Below are 18,113 nucleotides of genomic sequence, written 5' to 3'. Positions count from 1 at the left end.
TGCGGGACATGGTGTGGGGTGTGGTGTGAAAGTTGCATGAAACAGCTGTGGAATGGGCCGAAACGTTATGAGAACGGAGTAGCAGATCTGTTGTATGCCTCCGGGGTTCTTCCTAGGCTGAGGTGGTGAGGGTCGCGCGCCCGCGCTCAAGCCCCTCAAGCAGCACCTCGGTTGCAGCACCAGAGAGATCGGGAGACCACCATGAACGACACCCGCGGCAGACACGATGAAGCCCCGCCACCAGGACAACCGCGGCGGGAATCGTACCGCTCCCGGGATATCCAGGTGGATATCACCGAGGATGAGGACGGCATCTCCCTGGCCCTGGACGGCACCCCCGTTGAGGTCGCCTATGTCAATGGGAAGTATTACTCCCCCACCGCACACATGTATGTGGAGTTTGACACCCTGGATGAGGTGGTGGATCAGCTCATCCGGACCAGCGATGAGTACTGGCAGCTCCACCCGCCGGAGGATGGACAGCACGGCGGAGAACACAACGGGGACCATTCCCACCACCGCACCCCGGAGACGGGGGCGTGACCCATGGACATCAGGCAGAACATCTATTCGCTGACCGATGACCAGCTGGAGAGGTTCCAGGCGGCGGTGAACGCGCTCAAGGCGGACGGCACCTACGATTACTTCACCGAACAACACCACCACTCCATGCATGAGGCCACCGTCTTCCCCTGGGAATCAGGTGGGCACCTGCTGCGCAACTCTGCCCACCGCGGGCCGGCGTTCCTGCCGTGGCACCGTTATTACTGCCGGGAATTCGAACTGGCGCTGCAGGATAAGGATCTGTCGGTGACCCTGCCCTACTGGGATTGGGCTGCTGATTCCGCCGCCGGCGCCGCCGCACCACTGTGGAACACCGATCCGGACCGTGGCCGCATCTACATCGGCGGCAATGGCACCGGTCCTGATTCCACGGTGAACACCGGCCCGTTCGCCGGGTGGGAGGTCCTGGTGGAATGGGGCATGGGTTTCACCCGACGCCCCGGTGGGCTGCGGCGCCAGTTGGGACTGGCGGTACCCACGCTCCCGACCCCGGCTGATGTGAGGGCCTGCATCACTGACCTGCCGGTGTATGACACCGACCCGTGGCACCCGGGCAGTGTGGACAGCTTCCGCAACCAGCTGGAGGGATGGCCGAACGGGCCCGCGATGCACAACCGGGTCCATGTGTGGGTGGGTGGTGACATGGGGCCGGGCACCTCCCCGAATGACCCGGTGTTCTTCCTCCACCACGCCTTCGTCGATCTGATCTGGGCGCGCTGGCAGCAGACCCACGCCGGGGACTACCTCCCGGATGGACAGGGGCCTCCGGGTCATAATCTCCATGATGAGATGGCCTATCTGGACTCGACCTCCCCCACCCCGGCGAACTGCCTGGATCACCGCCGGTCCATGGGTTATATCTACGACACGGATCCGCCCTCGGTGCAGCAGATGACCACTGGGCTCAATTTCACCAATGTGATGGCCGGGGATGTGGAACGTCGGTACGCACTCTTCCGTGTCCAGGCGGCGCAACCCGTCACGTTCGAGGTGCTGCCCACCAGCGCTCTGCAGCCACCCTATTCCCTCCTCCACGCCGAGCCGACCATCATCCACGAACCGGTGGTGGATAACCGCCCCTACGATGAGGTGCGCATCTGGTTCGCCTTCAGCGCCGAACTGACCCCGGGGCCGGCACCCGCCGGGTCCGCGCAGATCCGGTGCAGGGAAACCGATGAGGTCTTCGAGATCTCCCTGACCGGGTCCACGCGGGCGCTGAGCGTGCGCTAGCTTGTCGACGCCCCGACCCCGCCACGGGGCGCGTCGGGGTGGGGTGCTCGCGGCGTCGAGAAGCAGGCCCCGAAGCTACAGTGGGTGGTTATGAGCGCCCCTGATGAGACCCCCACCGATCCGGCAGTCGCCTTCCTGGCGGCCTTCAATGACATTGAGGCGCATCTGCGCACCCAGCTCAATGCGAAACGGTCGGACAGTTTCCGGTGGATGGTGCGCCTGGCGGAGAAGAAACACCTCATCTCCGCGCAGCAGTCGGAGGCCCTGGATGCGTTCGCGGAACTTCGCAATGCCATCAGTCACGGCCCCTACAACAACCTGCGCCCGATCGCCGATCCCCGCCCCGACACCGTGGCCACGATCCAGCACATCCGTGACCTGCTGCTTGATCCACCGGTTGCGTTGCAGGTGCTGTCCCATCAGACGGTGCGCTCACTGCAGGTGGATGACCCGATCGCCGATGCCCTGAAGATCATCCGAACCACCGAGATCTCCCAGTTCCCGGTCTATGACGGCAATTCCTATGTGGCGCTGCTGACCACCAACACGATTGCCCGGTGGGTGGCCGCCGATCTCTCCGACAACTCCATCCTGGATGCCTCCACCGTCGCCGAGGTGCTCGATTATGCCGAAACCTCCGACTCCGCGGTGTTCATGCCACGGACCGCAACCGCCCAGGAGGTCATCGATGTGATGACGGGTCCGGAGCTGCCCTGGTCGGTGATTGTGACCGAACATGGGAAGCCGGGCCAGAAGCCACTGCGCCTGATCAGTGGCCGGGATATGCGCAGTCTCATCGAAATGGTGGAGCTGCGATAGTTGCATGATGTGACAACAATAGCTACATTGGTGATATATCAACAAAAACCTTGACGAGTTAGGATCCCCCCATGCAGTTCGGCCTCTTCACCATCGGTGACGTAACCACCGACCCCACCAACGGCACCACCCCGACCGAGGGCGAGCGCATCCACGCGATGACCCAGATCGCGCTCAAGGCCGAGGAGGTCGGCCTCGATGTCTTCGCCACCGGCGAGCACCACAACCCACCCTTCGTCCCCTCCTCCCCCACCACCCACCTCGCCTATATCGCAGCGCAGACCAAGAACCTGCTGCTCTCCACCGCCACCACCCTGATCACCACCAACGACCCGGTGAAGATCGCCGAGGATTACGCCTTCCTCCAGCACCTCTCCGGTGGTCGCGTGGATCTGATGATGGGCCGCGGCAACACCGGCCCGGTCTACCCGTGGTTCGGCAAGGACATCCGCCAGGGCATCCCCCTGGCGATCGAGAACTACCACCTGCTGCGTCGCCTGTGGCGTGAAGACGTGGTGAACTGGCAGGGCAAGTTCCGCACCCCGCTGCAGGGTTACACCTCCACCCCGGCACCCCTGGACGGTGTGGCACCATTTGTCTGGCACGGTTCCATCCGCTCCACCGAGATCGCCGAACAGGCCGCCTTCTACGGTGACGGGTTCTTCCACAACAACATCTTCTGGAACAAGGAACACACCGCCCAGATGGTCAACCTCTACCGCCAGCGTTTCGAGTACTACGGCCACGGACAGGCCGACCAGGCCATCGTGGGCCTGGGTGGTCAGGTCTTCATCGGTGATACCGAGTCCCAGGCCAAGGATTTCTTCCGCCCGTACTTCGACAACGCACCGGTCTACGGCCACGGCCCCTCCATGGAGGACTTCACCCGCATGACCCCGCTGACCGTGGGCACCGCGGAGCAGGTCATCGAGCGCACCATGGAATTCGCCGACTGGGTGGGCGACTACCAGCGTCAGCTCTTCCTCATCGACCATGCCGGACTCCCCCTCGAGGTGGTCCTCGACCAGATCGAACGCCTCGGCCGCGATGTGGTCCCGGAGGTCCGCCGCCGCATGGAGGAACGTCGTCCCGACCACGTCCCCTCCGACCCACCGACCCACCGCACCCTGCTGGAGAACCCGGAGCACCCGCACTTCAAGGTCAGCCCCGGTCAGCCAGCAGGCGCGGAATAAACGCAGAATAGAGGTTCACCCCATGCGCACACTCACCGTGGTCACCGCGGGACTGTCCAACCCGTCGACAACCCGCTCCGTGGCCGACCAGCTCACCAATGCCGTCGAGGCGGCTGTCACCGCCCGCGGTGAGTCCGTGGACATCGAGGTCATCGAGATCCGCGATCTCATCTTCGACCTGGCCACCGCCTTCACCAGCGCGGGCATGAGCTCCCCCGTCCTTGATGCCGCGAAGGAACGCCTGGCGCACTCCGACGGGTTGATCGCCGTCACCCCGGTGTTCACCGCCAGCTACTCAGGCATCTTCAAGATGTTCTTCGACGCCCTGGATCCGAAGACCATCGTGGGGCTGCCCACCCTCATCGCCGCCTCCGCCGGCACCGAACGCCACTCCCTGGTGCTCGATCATGCGATCCGACCGATGTTCAACTACCTGCGCGCTGTGGTGGTCCCCACCGGCGTGTTCGCCGCCACCGCCGACTTCGGCACCGAGGCGGGTGTGGAGTTCGAACGCCGCGTCAACCGGGCGGCCGGGGAACTGGCCACCCTCATGCTCCAGGACTACGGCAGCGTGCAGGGCCTGGGTGGCGCCACCGCCAACCAGGACGCGGATCTGTCCTACCGCCGCACCGGGGTCACCCCGGGTGAGGGCTTCACCTCATTCGCCGATCTACTCAAGGGTCACGACGGCGGGCAGTAGCGCTCAGCGGTTCGTCGACAAGCGCGCTGCTAGGCCAGCTTCGCCCGCAGGATGGAGACCACCTCAGACAGGGCGATATCCTGCTGGTCGTGGGCACGCATGTCCTTGACCGCGACGGTGCCGTTGCTCAGCTCATTCTCGCCGAGCACCAGGGTGTAGAGGGAACCGGAACGGTCCGCACCCTTCATCGCACCCTTGAGCCCGCGGTCACCGTAGGACATGTCGGCGCTGATGCCGGCGGCACGCAGATCGTTGATAACACCGGCCATCGCCTTCTTCGCAGCCTGGCCGAGGGGCACACCATAGACATCCACGCGACGTTCCTGGCCGACGGCCACGCCCTCGGACTCGAGTGCGAGGATGGTGCGATCCACACCCAGGCCGTAACCGATGCCGGAGAGGTCCTGGCCGCCGAGCTGGGCCATGAGGCCGTCGTAACGCCCACCGCCACCGATACCGGACTGTGCACCGAGGCCGTCGTGGATGAACTCGAAGGTGGTCTTGGTGTAGTAGTCAAGGCCACGGACCATACGTGGGTTGATCTCGTAGGGCACACCCATGTCATCGAGCAGGCCGGTGACGGTCTCGAAGTGGGTGCGGCACTCGTCATCGAGGTGGTCGAGCATGAGTGGAGCATCCGCGGTCATCTCGCGGACCTCCGCACGCTTGTCATCGAGCACCCGCAGCGGGTTGATCTCGGCGCGGCGGCGGGTCTCCTCATCCAGGGGCAGGTTGAAGAGGAAATCCTGGAGCTTCTGGCGGTAGGCGGGACGGCAGTTGCTATCCCCCAGGCTGGTCAGCTCGAGGCGGAAACCGGTCAGGCCCAGGGACCGGTAGCTGCGGTCGGCCAGGGCGATGATCTCGGCATCCAGGGCCGGATCATCAACACCGATGGCCTCCACACCGACCTGCTGGAGCTGACGGTAACGACCCGCCTGGGGGCGCTCATAGCGGAAGAACGGCCCGGCATAGTTGAGCTTGACCGGCAGCTGACCGCGATCCAGGCTGTGCTCGATGACCGCACGCATGACACCGGCGGTGCCCTCCGGGCGCAGGGTGACGGAACGCTCACCGCGGTCGGCGAAGGTGTACATCTCCTTGCTCACCACATCGGTGGATTCACCCACACCACGGGCGAACAGGCCGGTGTCCTCGAAGATCGGCAGCTCGATATGCTCAAATCCCGCCAGATGCGCCTGTCTGATGAAGGCGTCGCGGACGGCGACGAACGCCGCCGAGCGTGGCGGTGCGTAATCCGGTACACCCTTCGGTGCGGAAAACGGCTGGATCTTCTCGGTTTTGGTGTTCTTGTCACTCACGGTTGCTAACGATACCTTTTCATCGTGGACGGGTCGGAGACAGGATCAGGTTTGGCGTCAGTTCGGACGCAGCGCACGCAGGAACGGGTTGCCCATCCGCTCCGCCCGCATGGTGGTCGTGGGACCATGACCGGGCAGGATCTGCAGGGCGTCATCCAGCTGCAGCACGACGGTGCGCAGGGAGCGGGTCATCGCCTCCTCATCAGCGAACTCGAAATCGGTGCGGCCGATGGACCCCTTGAACAGCACATCACCGGAGAAGCAGTAGTCCTGCCCCACCAGCATGGTGCATCCGGGCGAATGTCCCGGCGCGTGCCGGAGGGTGAACTCCTCGCCAGCCAGGGTGATGGTCTCCCCGTCGACGAGATCGATGGTGGACTCCGGTGAGAGCATGTTATCGGCGTCGAACAGCATGGCGGTGCGGGTGCCGCTGCCCTTGTAGGCCTCCAGGAAGAACACATCATCGGGGTGGATGTAGACCGGTGCGTTGAAACGCCTGGCCACCACCCCCGCATCCCGGGTGTGGTCGATGTGACCGTGGGTGAGCACGATCTTGTCCACGGTGAGTTTATTGGTGGTGATGTACTCCACCAGATCATCGTGGGTGTGCATACCGGGATCGATGATCGCCACCTCACCGTCACCGACAACGACATAACAGTTGGTCTTGTAGGGACCTGCCGCGAAACCGAGAATCTCCATGAAGGCAGAGTCTAATCCCGACCCCCCAGGTGATCACCATTCAGCACGGTTTCCCCGGATGGTTAGAATAGGGAGGAATTTTTCATGCACGTACTTTCCAACACGAAAAAAGGGATACAACGCGGTGAGCAATAACAAGGAACGGCGCCAGACGGCACTCTCCCAGCTTGAAAAGGAACTCAAGAGCAGGGATCGCAAGGAGAAGACCAAGCCGATGACCGTTGTGGCTGCCTCCCTGGCGGTCATCCTCCTCGTGGTCGGCGGCATCTGGTACGCAGCAACCCGCGATTCCGGCGACGAGGCCATCACCGCCGATGAGACAACGACCGCTCCGGAGGAACCCACCTACGAGCCACTGGCGGTCACCCGCACCACCCCACTCGGTGACACCGTCTCCTGCACCTACGAGGAGGCGGGCGAGGCCTCCCGTGAGGTATCCACCCCGCCCACCGAGGACGTTCCGGCCACCGGCACCGTCACCGTCAACCTGTCCACCAACCAGGGTGAGATCGGGATGGAACTCGACCGTTCCGTCTCCCCCTGCACCGTCAACGCCGTCGAGCACCTCGCCGCTGAGGGTTACTACGATGACGTGGTCTGCCACCGTCTGACTACCTCCGGCATCTACGTTCTCCAGTGCGGTGACCCCAGTGGCACCGGCGCGGGCGGCCCCGGCTTCCAGTTCGCCAACGAATACCCCACCGATGAGGCTGCCCAGGAGGACCTGAACACCCCGGTCATCTACGAGCGCGGCACCATCGCCATGGCCAACGCCGGTCAGGACACCAACGGCTCGCAGTTCTTCCTCAACTACGATGATTCCCCGCTGCCACCGGCCTACACCTACTTCGGTCAGATCACCGACGAGGGCCTGACCACCCTCGATGCCATCGCCGAAACCGGCGTGGAGGGTGGGGCAACCGACGGCGCACCCGCCGAGGAAGTGGTCATCGAGACCGCGACGGTGGCTTAAGACACCGGCTGCATAAAGTTCGGACCCCCGAGCACAACCGCCTCCCGACCCCCGGCAGCAATGCCGGTCGGGAGGCGGTTTCCTTCTGCGGGTGGATATCTGATTTCCCCCTCACCACCGCCTGCAGGCGCGTTTTCCCGGCCTTCCATCCCAAGCGGCGGATAACACCATCTAACTGGAGAAACACTGTCCATAACCTGTTAAACAACCGGGCCAAAACACCCTCAATCGGGGGTGGTTAGTTCCGCGGGGCCTGACCGTCCGCCTGTGACTTTCATCAATTAAACCCGTTTTTATGGATGAAAATCCCATGATGTGGAGCTTATATAACATTTGCCCTACTTCTCCATCACAGTTTGCTTGCACCACTCTGGATGCGCAGTTAGAGTGAGCACTAGATAAAACCGCCCCTCATCACGAAGGACCCAGGACATGAAGATTTTCTCCCGCACCTCCCTGGTCGCGCTTGGTACCGCTGCCGCCGTCGCCGCTTCCGCTTTCACCGCCCCTGCATTCGCAGAGGATGAGACCACCAGCGCCGAGACCACCACCGTGGCTACCACAACCGTGGCCACCAGCGTCGAGACCACCACCGCTGCCCCTACCGTGACCGAGACCGCGACCCGCACCGTCACCGCTGTCCCAAGCACCACCAAGAGCGCAGGCTCCTCCGACATGGACAATGTCAATGACTGGATCAAGATCATCACCGCGGTCATCGGTGCCCTGACCACCATCCTGACCTTCGCCAGCAACCTGGACCGTTTCATGGCCCGCTAGGTCACACCGGGTTTCATCCCTCCCACGCCGCGTATCAACCGGCATACGGGAGGGATTTTCCTGTATCTGGGGTTGGAAGGATTCTGCGGATTCTGTGGATTCCAAGATTCATAGGAGAACGACGTAGAAGGAGAACGGCGCCGTCATCCCACCCGGGATGACGGCGCCGTTCTCCTGACCTATCCCCGACTACCCGCCTGAGGTCACACGGTAGACATCGAAGACACCCTCGGCGTTGCGCAGCTGGGTCATCAGGGACCCCAACTGTTTCGTGTCCGAGACCGCGAAGGTGAACCGGACGGTGGCCACACGGTCGTCGGAACAGTGGGAATTCATCGCGGTGACCGACACCTTCTGTTCGTTGATCACGCGGGTGAGCTCGAAGAGGAGCCCGGCGCGGTCAAGGGCTTCGAGCTGCAGCGTCGCGGAGAACACCGAACCCTGCCCCTCCGAGGCCCAGGCAACCTGCACCATGCGTTCAGGTTCCTCGCGGAGTTTCTCGGCGTTGGTGCAGTCGGTGCGGTGCACAGAGACCCCACCGCCACGGGTGACGAAACCGAAGATCGCATCGCCAGGCACGGGCATGCAGCATTTGGCCAGCTTGGCCAGCACATCGGGGCTGCCCTCGACGAGGATCCCACTTTCGTTGTTGCCGGTGGCCGCACGGGATTCCACCAGCTCACTGAACGGGGTCCGGGCAACCAGGGCGTCTTCGGCGTCCTCCTGGTCACCGAAGATGGCCACCAGGCGGTTGACCACATGCTGCGCGGAGACGGAGCCTGAACCGATGGCGGTGTACAGCGCATCCACATCCGAGTAGTGCAGCTCGGTGGCTACCCTCTTCATCGTGGTGGCGGTGAACAGGCGGTGCATCGGCAGGCCACCACGCTGGATCACCGCGGCGAGTGCATCCCGGCCGGCCTCCAGATACTCCTCGCGACGTTCCTTGGCGAACCACTGGCGGATCTTGGCCTTGGCCCGTGGGGAGACCACGAAGTCCTGCCAGTCACGGCTCGGACCGGCATTGGGGTCCTTGGAGGTGAACACTTCCACGCGGTCACCGGATTTCAGTTTGGTTTCCAGGGCGACCAGCTTGCCGTTGATCTTGGCACCGATACACCGGTGGCCGACCTCGGTGTGCACCGCGTAGGCGAAGTCAACCGGGGTGGAATCCACCGGGAGGTTGACCACATCGCCCTTGGGGGTGAACACGAAGATCTGCTTGGAGGTCAGGTCATAGCGCAGGCTGTCGAGGAACTCATTCGGGTCCGCGGCCTCCTTCTGCCAGTCGAGCAGCTGACGCATCCACGCCATCTGATCCACTTCCTCGCGGTCACCGGTGTGCGAGCCCTTGGTCTCCTTGTACCTCCAGTGTGCGGCGATGCCGAATTCCGCGTTGTAGTGCATCTCATGGGTACGTGCCTGCACCTCCAGGGGTTTACCCCCCGGGCCCATGACCGTGGTGTGCAGTGACTTATACACCCCGAAACGTGGAGCAGAGATGTAATCCTTGAAACGGCCCGGCAGCGCATTGAACAACGAGTGGACCACGCCGATGGCGGCGTAGCAGTTGTTGACATTGTCCACCAGGATGCGGATGCCCACCAGGTCGAAGATGTCGTCGAAGTCGCGGCCCCGCACGATCATCTTCTGGTAGATCGACCAGTAGTGCTTCGGGCGACCGAGCACCTCGGCGGCGATGTTGTTGTCGTGCAGCCCGGCGGTGACCTGGTCGATAATCTCCTTGAGGTACCTGTCCCGGGAGGGGGCACGGTCGGCGACGAGGCGGACGATCTCCTCGTACTTCTTCGGGTACAGGATGGCGAAGGAGAGGTCCTCCAGCTCCCACTTGATGCTCGCCATGCCCAGGCGGTGTGCGAGCGGGGCGATCACCTCCAGGGTCTGGCGTGCCTTCTTGGCCTGCTTCTCCGGGGGCAGGAAACGCATGGTGCGCATGTTGTGCAGGCGGTCGGCGACCTTGATCACCAGCACCCGGGGATCCTGGCTCATGGCCACGATCATCTTGCGGATCGTCTCGGCCTCCGCCGCAGCCCCCAGGGCGACCTTGTCGAGCTTGGTCACCCCGTCGACAAGCCTGGCGACCTCCTCACCGAAATCCCGGGTGAGATCGTCGAGGGAGTAGTCGGTGTCCTCGACCGTGTCGTGCAGCAGCGCGGCGACCAGCGTGGTGGTGTCCATGCCGATCTCCGCAGCAATGGTGGCCACGGCGAGGGGATGGGTGATGTAGGGATCACCGGATTTGCGGACCACACCCTCGTGGAGACGTTCCGCGGTGGAATAGGCCCGTTCGAGAACCACCCCGTCGGCCTTCGGATGGAATTGCCGGTGGATGCTCAGCAGGGGATCCAGGACCGGGTTGGTGCGAACCCTGGTTCCCGTGAGACTTCGGGCGAGCCTGGCCGACATGCTGCGCACACCTATTGTCGACTTCTGCGGATTACGCTCCAGACTCATCTTCTCGTCGCCTTTCTCACTTCCGCTACTGCGGATCCCTGATCACATGGACCGGGATATCTCCCAGACGTTCCCGGCCACCGAGGCCACCGACCTCAATGGCGAGAACAAATCCGGTGACGTTACCGCCACATGTTTCAATTAGTTTACGTGCTGCCGCGAGTGTTCCGCCGGTGGCGAGTACATCGTCGATGAGCACAACCTTCCGACCGGCAATATCCAGCCCCTCCGAGGGCAGCTCCAGAGCCGCGGAACCGTACTCCAGGTCATATTCCTGGGTGACCACGGGCGGGGGCAGCTTGCCCTTCTTGCGGATGGCGATCACACCCAGACCCAGCTTGTAGGCCACGGCCGAACCCAGAAGGAATCCGCGGGCATCCAACCCGCCGATGATCTCCGCACCGAGCTCCGCGGCCGCCTCCGCCTGAGCGTCCACCACAGCGGCAAAGGCCTCGGCGTTGGCCAACACCGGGGTGAGATCCTCAAACAGGACCCCCTCCGCCGGGAAATCGTGCACATACCGGGTGTGCTCGATGAGGGCGGCACGCGCCCTGGCGGTGCTGTCACTGCCGCTGTCCTGGCCGCTATCCATGTCGGTCTCGGTCACTTCTTAGTCCTCACTTCTGGACCAGCGGTCCATGTTCCATCCAATTCCGGAGAGATCCGTATTAACCACCACGTTACCGACAGTGCGGTCAATGACGAACACGCGGGGTTGGGCCGAGAGCGGAATCGAGGGCACCTCGGTCCACAGTCGCTCCTCGGTCTCCCGGGTGGAAATCGGGTCCGAACCGGTGGAATTCACCGTGGCGAACTCCCTGTTGGGATCCACCGCGTGCAACACCGCGTCGAGGGAGCCCTCATAATACTGCTCATACCCCCACTCGGTGACCACGGTGCGGCTGAGATCCCTGAGGCTGACCACCTCCTCCGAAGCGTCCACCACGGTGATACCCGCGGGTTCACAACTGACCCGGATGGCCTCCACCATGGCGGCCTTGCGCTCATCAGGCCCGTCATAACCGATGCGCACGGTGGTCCCGGCGAGTGCCGAGGCCGTACCGATGTCCACCGCCATCTTCCTGGCGGGCAGGTCCCCCAGCTGCTGCCCCACGGGGTTCTGTGCGCGCACGGAGTGCACGCCGATCGCGGGGACCTCGATGCCGGAGACGCGTGACGACGCCGCCGCCACCGCCTGCTGGTCAACGCAGGCCGCGAACGCCTGCCGGGCCTGTGCACCGTAGAACACGCCGGAGGAACCGAGCGTGAGCTGCTCGGTGAGCACGCCGATCTCCTTGTAGATGTCATAGGGGTTCATCGGATCATCCCGGTTGACCCAGGTGGCAGTATCCCCCGAGCCGGTGTCGGCGATCTGGAGATTCCCGGCACGGGCGATCGTGTCCAGATCCGCGCCCTTCGGCCACACCACGATCTGATCCAGGGTGGCGGCATCCCCGCTGTAGTGCTCATTGCGGCCCAGGGTCGCCTCGCCGAATTCACCCACCTCGGTGATCACATACGGACCCGAGGACACCTGGAGGGCGGGGTCGAAGTTGTCCAACCTGAAACCCTCCGCCCAGATCCTGGCGGGTTCCTCCAGTGCCTCCACATCCTCCTCCTGCAGAGCCCTGTGGAGTTCCCCGAGGGTGATCCCGGCCTTCGTCGCGATGGCGTGGGCCGGCAGCAGGGTGCCCTGATCGAAGAGGTGACGCCACCTGTTGCCGTAGTCCTCCTTGAACACCACCGTGGCCGATTTGGAGCCCGACTGGCAGTCCACCCGTTCGATCTGGGTGGCCAGGGGCACGTGGGAGTCGAAGACGCTCGGCATCATGCCCGCCTTCGCCGCGAGGAGGAAATCATCACACACCACCGGTTGGCCGTCGGAGTAGGTGGCCTCCGGGTTGATGGTGTAGATCACCTGGCGGTTGGCTCCGGGCAGCACCTGCGTGGTGGCCAGATCCGTGTTGGGGATCATCTGGCCCGAGGGGCCCTGCACGTAGACCGCCGGGTACAGACGGGAGGACAACAGGCCCGCGTCGGTGGCCACCCCGAGGAGGGAGGCGGCATTGGTGGTGGCCAGTGGAGAGTTCAGGGCATACCCGAAATGGTTCTGCTCATGGGCGGTGGGCTCCTCCACCGTCTCCGCGCAGGCGGCCAGCACAAGGGCACAGGCAGACAGCAGAACAGCCACCGGTGTTTTCCTGTTCACCACGTCTTATTCCCCCAGCCCTTCGCCCCGGTTGTTGTCAAGACACACAAGTATATTGAGCATCCCCCACAACGCATAAATCCCGTCACCTTTGTCCACACAGGGACGGTGACGGGATGTACTGAACGCGGATCAGCTACGGCCGGGGCGCCAGGTTCCACCCGGCTGGCCGGGCTCCTCCGGGGCAACCGGCTTTGCGACGGTGCGTTTCTCACCGAGGGTCGGTGTGAGGACCTCCTCGGCGTCGTCAAGCCTGCCCTCCCGGGCCGCGGCGACGGTCTCGTTGTGGCGCTTGGTGGCGGCCGAGCGGTTCTTCAGCCAGACCAGGATCGGGGTGGCGAGGAAGACCGAGGAGAAGGTGCCCTCGACGACACCGATGAGCTGAATGAGTGCCAGATCCTTCAGGGTACCCACACCCATCATCCACACCGCGACAACCATCAGCGCGATGATCGGCAGGGCGGAGATGATCGTCGTGGACACCGAACGCATGAACGTCTGGTTGACGGCCAGGTTGGCTTGTTCACCGTAGGTCCGCCGCAGCGAGTGCTCATACCCCTCGGTGTTCTCACGCACCTTGTCGAAGACCACCACGGTGTCATAGATGGAGAAGGTCAACACGGTCAGCAGGCCGATGACCGTGGCCGGGGACACCTCGAAACCGATGACGGCGTAGATGCCCGCGATGACCACACCATCGACGAGGAGGGCGGCCATCGCCGCGACGGCCATCTCCCGTTCCAGGCGGATACCGATGTAGATGGCAGCCAGCGCGAGGAACACCAGCAGGGCGATGATCATGCGTTCGGTGATGGTGGATCCCCATGATTCAGACACCGTGGAGTTACCGATGGCATCCGGGGTGGCCGCACCTTCAGAGTTGACCGGTTCGAATTCCTCATAGAGCGCGAGGCGGGCGGATTCGATCTGATCATCACCGAGACGTTCGGAGTGGATCTCCAGGATGCGGGCATCACCGGAACCAACGACCTGAACCAGCTCGGGGGTGACCCCGGTGGCCTCGGTGAAGGTCTCCTCCACCGCCTCGGTGGAGTAATCCGCCGCCGGCATGTTCATCTTGGTGCCACCCTCGAAATCGATGCTGAGGGAGAAACCGCGGACCGCGATGAACAGAATGGACAGGATCAGCAGGATACCGGTGATCCAGTACCAGAGCTTGGACCGGCCGATGAAGTCAATGCCGCCCTCACCGGTGTAGAGGCTGTTGAACGTGCCCCGGGACTTCTTCTGTGTGTGGATGGTGCTCATGACTTACCTCTGCTCCTTCTCAGTAGAACCGGGGGTGCCGGAGCTGACGGTCGCAGGAGCGGCGACCGTACCGACATGGTGCATCTCATCGAGTTCACCGTTGGCACGCAACTCGTCCACCAGCCTGTACACACGGGACATGCCGTTGACGGATGGCTTGGCGAACACCGGCTTGCGGGAGGCCAGGATCACTAGCGGTGCGGTGACCAGGAAGGTCACCAGGATGTCGAAGACGGTGGTCAGACCCAGGGTGAAGGCGAAGCCCTTGACCTCGCCGACAGCCAGGAGATAGATGGCCACGGCACCGATGAGGGTGACCATGTTGCCCGTGACGATGGTGCGCTTGGCTCGCTCCCAGGCACGTGGGGCGGCGGACCGGAAGGACCTGCCCTCACGTATCTCATCCTTGATGCGCTCGTAGAAGACCACGAAGGAGTCGGCGGTGGTACCGATACCGATGATCAGACCGGCGATGCCCGCGAGATCGAGGGAATACCCGATCCACCGGCCCAGCAGAATGAGGGATCCGTACACCAGTGCACCGGCGGCCACCAGCGTGAACAGGGAGACGAAGCCGAACACGCGGTAGTAGGCGAAGACAAAGATGGCGACGAGGACGATACCCACGACACCGGCGACGAGACCCGCCTGGAGGGAGGCCGCACCCAGGGAGGGTGGGACTGTGGTGGTCGTGCCACCGCGCTCACCGTTTTCACCGGCGAAACTCAGTGGCAGGGCACCATACCGGAGGTTGTTGGCCAGTTCCGTGGCCTCCTCCTGGGTGAAGTCGCCGGTGATGGAGGTGGCGCTGCCCACCGGGGTGGCGGACTGGATCACCGGTGCGGAGATGACCTCGGAATCCAGCGTGATGGCGATCTGCTGCTGGAGGTACTCGTTGGTCAGGGCGGCCCAGGTGGCGGAACCCGATTCCCCCGCACCCGACTTGAAGGCGAAGTTGATCTCCATCTGGCCGGTCTGGGAATTGAATCCACCGGTGATCGGACGGTCGGTATCGATCTCATTGCCGGTCAGACGTGCACCGTTTTCCTCATCGGTCTCCCCCTGCAGCAGAGGCGCCGGATCGAGGATGTAGACCCCGCCGCTGGCCCGGTCGCAGGCGACCAGTGGCAGACGTGGGTCATCAGTACCCGCAATCGGATCCATCTCCTCGGGGGTGCACTGCATGAGGGAGCTGGCGGCGATCTGGGTCGTCGGGTCGGTGGACTGACGATCGGTGCGCAGCATCTCGGTGATATCCTGACGACGCTCCGTGGCCTCGATGGAGTTCGCCGGTTCCGGCATCGGTTCCGCCGTCACTGTGGGCGCCTCGCTGGCGGTCTCCGCAGCCTCCTCCCCGGCCTGTTCAGTCTCGACGATCGCGGAGTGCATCTCGGCCAGTGCGGTATTGGCCTCCTCCTCGGTGATCACGCCGTATTCCACCCAGCGGTTGGCCATGTCCTCGAGCACCGGCATGAGGGTGGCCATATCCGGCATGCCGGCCTGACCGACGGGGCGGAACAGCAGCTGGGAAGTCTGGCCGAGGGCCTGGGCCTGGGCGACATCCTCACCCGGGACGGTGATCACCAGGGTGTTGCCATCGGCAACCACACTGGCACCAGTGACGCCCATGCCGTTAACGCGGTTCTCCAGGATCACACGCGCCTGGTTGAGCTGATCCTGGGTGGGTTCCTCCCCCTGCGGAACCAGCGTCACACGGGTACCGCCCTGGAGATCAATTCCGAGTTTCGGGGTGGCCGAACGATCACCTGTAAAAAATACGAGCGCGTAGACGCCGAAGAGAATGAGGACGAAAATCGCGATCGCGCGTTTCGGCCATGCCTCCCAGGCACTAACGGCACTCTTCTTCTGCCGAGCCAAGTATGTCTCCTTAGTGAAATTGATCCATCGGATCCCCGTGTCACCGAGTTCCCCGGTTTAAACCGGGATACCGACCTGTGGAACGGGGAATCGTCATGCCGTTGACGCTGCAGCGGGGGTGGGACCCACCGGGTTGACCACCACCACACGGCGTGAAAGGGTTTCCGCACGCGCAACCACAATCGGACAAAGTGCGTCATAGAGCGCTTACCGTCGAATATGGTACGCCATCGGGGGGACTTTACCCGGGTGTGCCCCGGTGAAGTTGGGCACCCCGGCCCCCGTAACACTCCCCCACGCCCGGAATGCCCGTCAACTATGCTACCGATGAGAAAAACGAAAACCCCTGTGCAGGGTTGTCAGCACGGGGGCGCGGTGTGGTGGATCAGCGGGTCTCCGGGGTGCCGGATGGGCGATCGTCACCGTCATTGTCGCGGAAATTCTCCGGGTGGTTCTCCCGGTAGGTGTCGGGACCGTCATTCTGCTCGTAGGAGGGGTCCCAGGCACCCTGGCCGAAGGGATTGGTGGAGGTGTTGTCTACCGGGCCGACGGCTGGGGTGCTGCCTGCCGCCGGTGCCACCACACGCACCACGGACATTTTCTCCCAGGAGGTCACCACGCCTGGGGCGATCTCCAGATCCACCAGTTCCTCCGATACCGAGATCACGATGGCGTGCAGTCCGGCGGTGGTGACCACCCTGTCACCCGGCTGGAGAGCATTCTGCAGTTTCTGGATCTCGGCCATCTTCGAACGCTGACGACGACTCATGAGGATGGTCGGCAGTGCGAGGATGACCAGAAGGAACAGTAGTAGAAGAATATCCATAATCAGTGAGTGTGCCAGAATGCCCCACGTCATCGCTACCCGGAACAGTCACCACCTGGTCGCGGGCACGTGGGTTTGTCCTAGTAGTCCCCGATTGTCCCCTCGGGTGGTTCCAGGCCGAGGTGGCGCCAGGCGGAGGCGGTTGCCACCCGGCCCCGGCCGGTCCGGGCGATCATCCCGGCACGCACCAGATAGGGTTCGCACACCTCCTCGACGGTTGCGGGTTCCTCACCGACTGCCACCGCGAGGGTGTTCACACCGACGGGGCCGCCTCCGTGTCCGCGGATGAGGGCGTCGAGAACCGCCCTGTCGAGCCGGTCGAGGCCCAGCTCGTCGACGTCGAAGACGATCAGCGCGGCGTTGGCGGCACCGAGGGTGATGTGGCCATCGGCGTGCACCTCCGCAAAGTCACGGACCCGTCGCAGCAACCGGTTGGCGATACGTGGTGTGCCCCGTGACCGTGAGGCGATCTCGACCGCCGCATCGGCGTCGATGCCCACTTCCAGGATCTTCGCCGTTCGCTTCACCACGCGGGTGAGGTCGTCGACATCATAGAATTCCATCTGGGCCGTGAAACCGAAACGGTCACGCAGCGGACCGGTGAGCATTCCGGAGCGGGTGGTGGCACCCACCAGGGTGAACGGTGGGATCTCCAGGGGGATGGAGGTGGCGCCGGGGCCCTTGCCCACGATCACGTCGATGCGGAAATCCTCCATCGCCATGTAGAGCATCTCCTCGGCGGGACGGGCGATGCGGTGGATCTCATCGATGAAGAGGACATCGCCCTCCATGAGGTTGGACAGCATGGCGGCGAGATCGCCTGCGCGTTCCAGGGCGGGACCGGAGGTCATCCGCAGGCTGGTGCCCAGTTCCTGGGCGATGATCATCGCCATGGTGGTCTTACCCAGCCCGGGAGGGCCGGAGAGCAGGACATGGTCCGGCACCACTCCACGTCTCTTGGCCCCGGTGAGCACGAGGCTCAGCTGGTTGCGGACCTTCGGCTGGCCGATGAACTCATCAAGGGATCTCGGACGGAGGGTGACCTCGGCCTCCACATCGTCCGGCTGGACGTTGGCGTCCACACTGGTCTCCGGATCCCGTCCGGTTCTCCGCGGGGGGATGCCCCCCGGGATCTCAAATTCGGTGCGTTCCACGTCACCCATTCAGCACTCGCCC

General features: G+C 63.7%; 16 protein-coding genes. 7 read left to right on the top strand and 9 right to left on the bottom strand.

Translation table 11 applies throughout. From position 1 onward, the window contains the following. The first annotated feature begins 201 nt into the window (after positions 1 to 201). The 5 genes from H9627_RS08295 to H9627_RS08275 all read left to right on the top strand — a co-directional run bounded on the left by H9627_RS08295 (position 202) and on the right by H9627_RS08275 (position 4,506). Complete coding sequence (locus tag H9627_RS08295; protein ID WP_225213649.1) at positions 202 to 543, top strand: hypothetical protein; 342 nt, start codon at positions 202 to 204, stop codon at positions 541 to 543. Between the two features lie 3 nt (positions 544 to 546). Next, positions 547 to 1,794, top strand: coding sequence for a tyrosinase family protein (locus H9627_RS08290; protein ID WP_191733543.1), 1,248 nt, complete (start codon positions 547 to 549; stop codon positions 1,792 to 1,794). Between the two features lie 90 nt (positions 1,795 to 1,884). Further along, on the top strand, positions 1,885 to 2,613 hold the full coding sequence (locus tag H9627_RS08285; RefSeq protein ID WP_191733542.1) for a CBS domain-containing protein: 729 nt from the start codon (positions 1,885 to 1,887) through the stop codon (positions 2,611 to 2,613). 71 nt (positions 2,614 to 2,684) lie between these two features. Beyond that, positions 2,685 to 3,806, top strand: coding sequence for an LLM class flavin-dependent oxidoreductase (locus H9627_RS08280; protein WP_191733541.1), 1,122 nt, complete (start codon positions 2,685 to 2,687; stop codon positions 3,804 to 3,806). A 22-nt stretch (positions 3,807 to 3,828) separates the two neighbouring features. Continuing rightward, positions 3,829 to 4,506, top strand: a complete 678-nt coding sequence (locus H9627_RS08275; protein WP_191733540.1) for an FMN reductase — start codon at positions 3,829 to 3,831, stop codon at positions 4,504 to 4,506. 29 nt (positions 4,507 to 4,535) lie between these two features. Here the strand turns inward: H9627_RS08275 and hisS are convergent, their stop codons facing one another. Further along, a complete protein-coding gene (gene hisS, locus H9627_RS08270) occupies positions 4,536 to 5,825 on the bottom strand; it encodes a histidine--tRNA ligase (protein WP_191733539.1) in 1,290 nt (429 codons plus the stop codon). A gap of 57 nt (positions 5,826 to 5,882) precedes the next feature. Then, positions 5,883 to 6,527, bottom strand: coding sequence for an MBL fold metallo-hydrolase (locus tag H9627_RS08265; RefSeq protein ID WP_191733538.1), 645 nt, complete (start codon positions 6,525 to 6,527; stop codon positions 5,883 to 5,885). 124 nt (positions 6,528 to 6,651) lie between these two features. Here H9627_RS08265 and H9627_RS08260 point away from each other — a divergent pair, with 124 nt between their 5' ends. Both H9627_RS08260 and H9627_RS08255 read left to right on the top strand, forming a co-directional pair. Beyond that, a complete protein-coding gene (locus H9627_RS08260; RefSeq protein ID WP_191733537.1) occupies positions 6,652 to 7,500 on the top strand; it encodes a peptidylprolyl isomerase in 849 nt (282 codons plus the stop codon). 432 nt (positions 7,501 to 7,932) lie between these two features. After that, positions 7,933 to 8,280 (top strand): hypothetical protein, encoded by a 348-nt coding sequence (locus tag H9627_RS08255; protein ID WP_191733536.1) that lies wholly within the window; start codon positions 7,933 to 7,935, stop codon positions 8,278 to 8,280. Between the two features lie 189 nt (positions 8,281 to 8,469). Here H9627_RS08255 and H9627_RS08250 read toward each other — a convergent pair whose 3' ends face one another. The 7 genes from H9627_RS08250 to ruvB form a co-directional block, all read right to left on the bottom strand. After that, positions 8,470 to 10,755 (bottom strand): RelA/SpoT family protein, encoded by a 2,286-nt coding sequence (locus H9627_RS08250; RefSeq protein ID WP_191733535.1) that lies wholly within the window; start codon positions 10,753 to 10,755, stop codon positions 8,470 to 8,472. Positions 10,756 to 10,780: 25 nt separating this feature from the next. Further along, entirely contained in the window at positions 10,781 to 11,347 is a 567-nt protein-coding gene (locus H9627_RS08245) for an adenine phosphoribosyltransferase (protein WP_191733704.1), read from the bottom strand. A gap of 18 nt (positions 11,348 to 11,365) precedes the next feature. Further along, the gene (locus tag H9627_RS08240) at positions 11,366 to 12,967 is read right to left on the bottom strand and encodes an ABC transporter substrate-binding protein (RefSeq protein ID WP_191733534.1); all 1,602 of its coding nucleotides are present in this window, start codon (positions 12,965 to 12,967) and stop codon (positions 11,366 to 11,368) included. Positions 12,968 to 13,096: 129 nt separating this feature from the next. Then, positions 13,097 to 14,233: a protein translocase subunit SecF gene (gene secF / locus H9627_RS08235; RefSeq protein ID WP_191733533.1), complete on the bottom strand. Its 1,137-nt coding sequence runs from the start codon at positions 14,231 to 14,233 to the stop codon at positions 13,097 to 13,099. Between the two features lie 3 nt (positions 14,234 to 14,236). After that, positions 14,237 to 16,111 carry a protein translocase subunit SecD gene (gene secD, locus H9627_RS08230; protein WP_191733532.1) on the bottom strand — a complete coding sequence of 625 codons (1,875 nt, stop codon included), beginning with the start codon at positions 16,109 to 16,111 and terminating at the stop codon, positions 14,237 to 14,239. Between the two features lie 385 nt (positions 16,112 to 16,496). Continuing rightward, entirely contained in the window at positions 16,497 to 16,937 is a 441-nt protein-coding gene (yajC, locus tag H9627_RS08225; protein WP_191733531.1) for a preprotein translocase subunit YajC, read from the bottom strand. Between the two features lie 80 nt (positions 16,938 to 17,017). Continuing rightward, on the bottom strand, positions 17,018 to 18,100 hold the full coding sequence (ruvB, locus tag H9627_RS08220) for a Holliday junction branch migration DNA helicase RuvB (protein WP_191733530.1): 1,083 nt from the start codon (positions 18,098 to 18,100) through the stop codon (positions 17,018 to 17,020). Positions 18,101 to 18,113: the final 13 nt, after the last annotated feature.

It is taken from the genome of Corynebacterium gallinarum (assembly GCF_014837045.1).
GTDB classification, from domain to species: domain Bacteria; phylum Actinomycetota; class Actinomycetes; order Mycobacteriales; family Mycobacteriaceae; genus Corynebacterium; species Corynebacterium gallinarum.
The sequence above is the reverse complement of the archived record's forward strand: the minus strand, read 5'-3'. Positions and strand labels throughout refer to the sequence as shown.

Excerpts from the sequence above, each read along its gene's own strand:
- H9627_RS08245 (WP_191733704.1), bottom strand. The coding sequence starts at position 11,347 with ATGGATAGCGGCCAGGACAGCGGCAGTGACAGCACCGCCAGGGCGCGT.
- H9627_RS08280 (WP_191733541.1), top strand. The coding sequence starts at position 2,685 with ATGCAGTTCGGCCTCTTCACCATCGGTGACGTAACCACCGACCCCACC.
- ruvB (WP_191733530.1), bottom strand. The coding sequence starts at position 18,100 with ATGGGTGACGTGGAACGCACCGAATTTGAGATCCCGGGGGGCATCCCC.
- yajC (WP_191733531.1), bottom strand. The coding sequence starts at position 16,937 with ATGGATATTCTTCTACTACTGTTCCTTCTGGTCATCCTCGCACTGCCG.
- H9627_RS08295 (WP_225213649.1), top strand. The coding sequence starts at position 202 with ATGAACGACACCCGCGGCAGACACGATGAAGCCCCGCCACCAGGACAA.
- H9627_RS08265 (WP_191733538.1), bottom strand. The coding sequence starts at position 6,527 with ATGGAGATTCTCGGTTTCGCGGCAGGTCCCTACAAGACCAACTGTTAT.
- secF (WP_191733533.1), bottom strand. The coding sequence starts at position 14,233 with ATGAGCACCATCCACACACAGAAGAAGTCCCGGGGCACGTTCAACAGC.
- H9627_RS08275 (WP_191733540.1), top strand. The coding sequence starts at position 3,829 with ATGCGCACACTCACCGTGGTCACCGCGGGACTGTCCAACCCGTCGACA.
- H9627_RS08250 (WP_191733535.1), bottom strand. The coding sequence starts at position 10,755 with ATGAGTCTGGAGCGTAATCCGCAGAAGTCGACAATAGGTGTGCGCAGC.
- H9627_RS08285 (WP_191733542.1), top strand. The coding sequence starts at position 1,885 with ATGAGCGCCCCTGATGAGACCCCCACCGATCCGGCAGTCGCCTTCCTG.
- H9627_RS08255 (WP_191733536.1), top strand. The coding sequence starts at position 7,933 with ATGAAGATTTTCTCCCGCACCTCCCTGGTCGCGCTTGGTACCGCTGCC.
- H9627_RS08290 (WP_191733543.1), top strand. The coding sequence starts at position 547 with ATGGACATCAGGCAGAACATCTATTCGCTGACCGATGACCAGCTGGAG.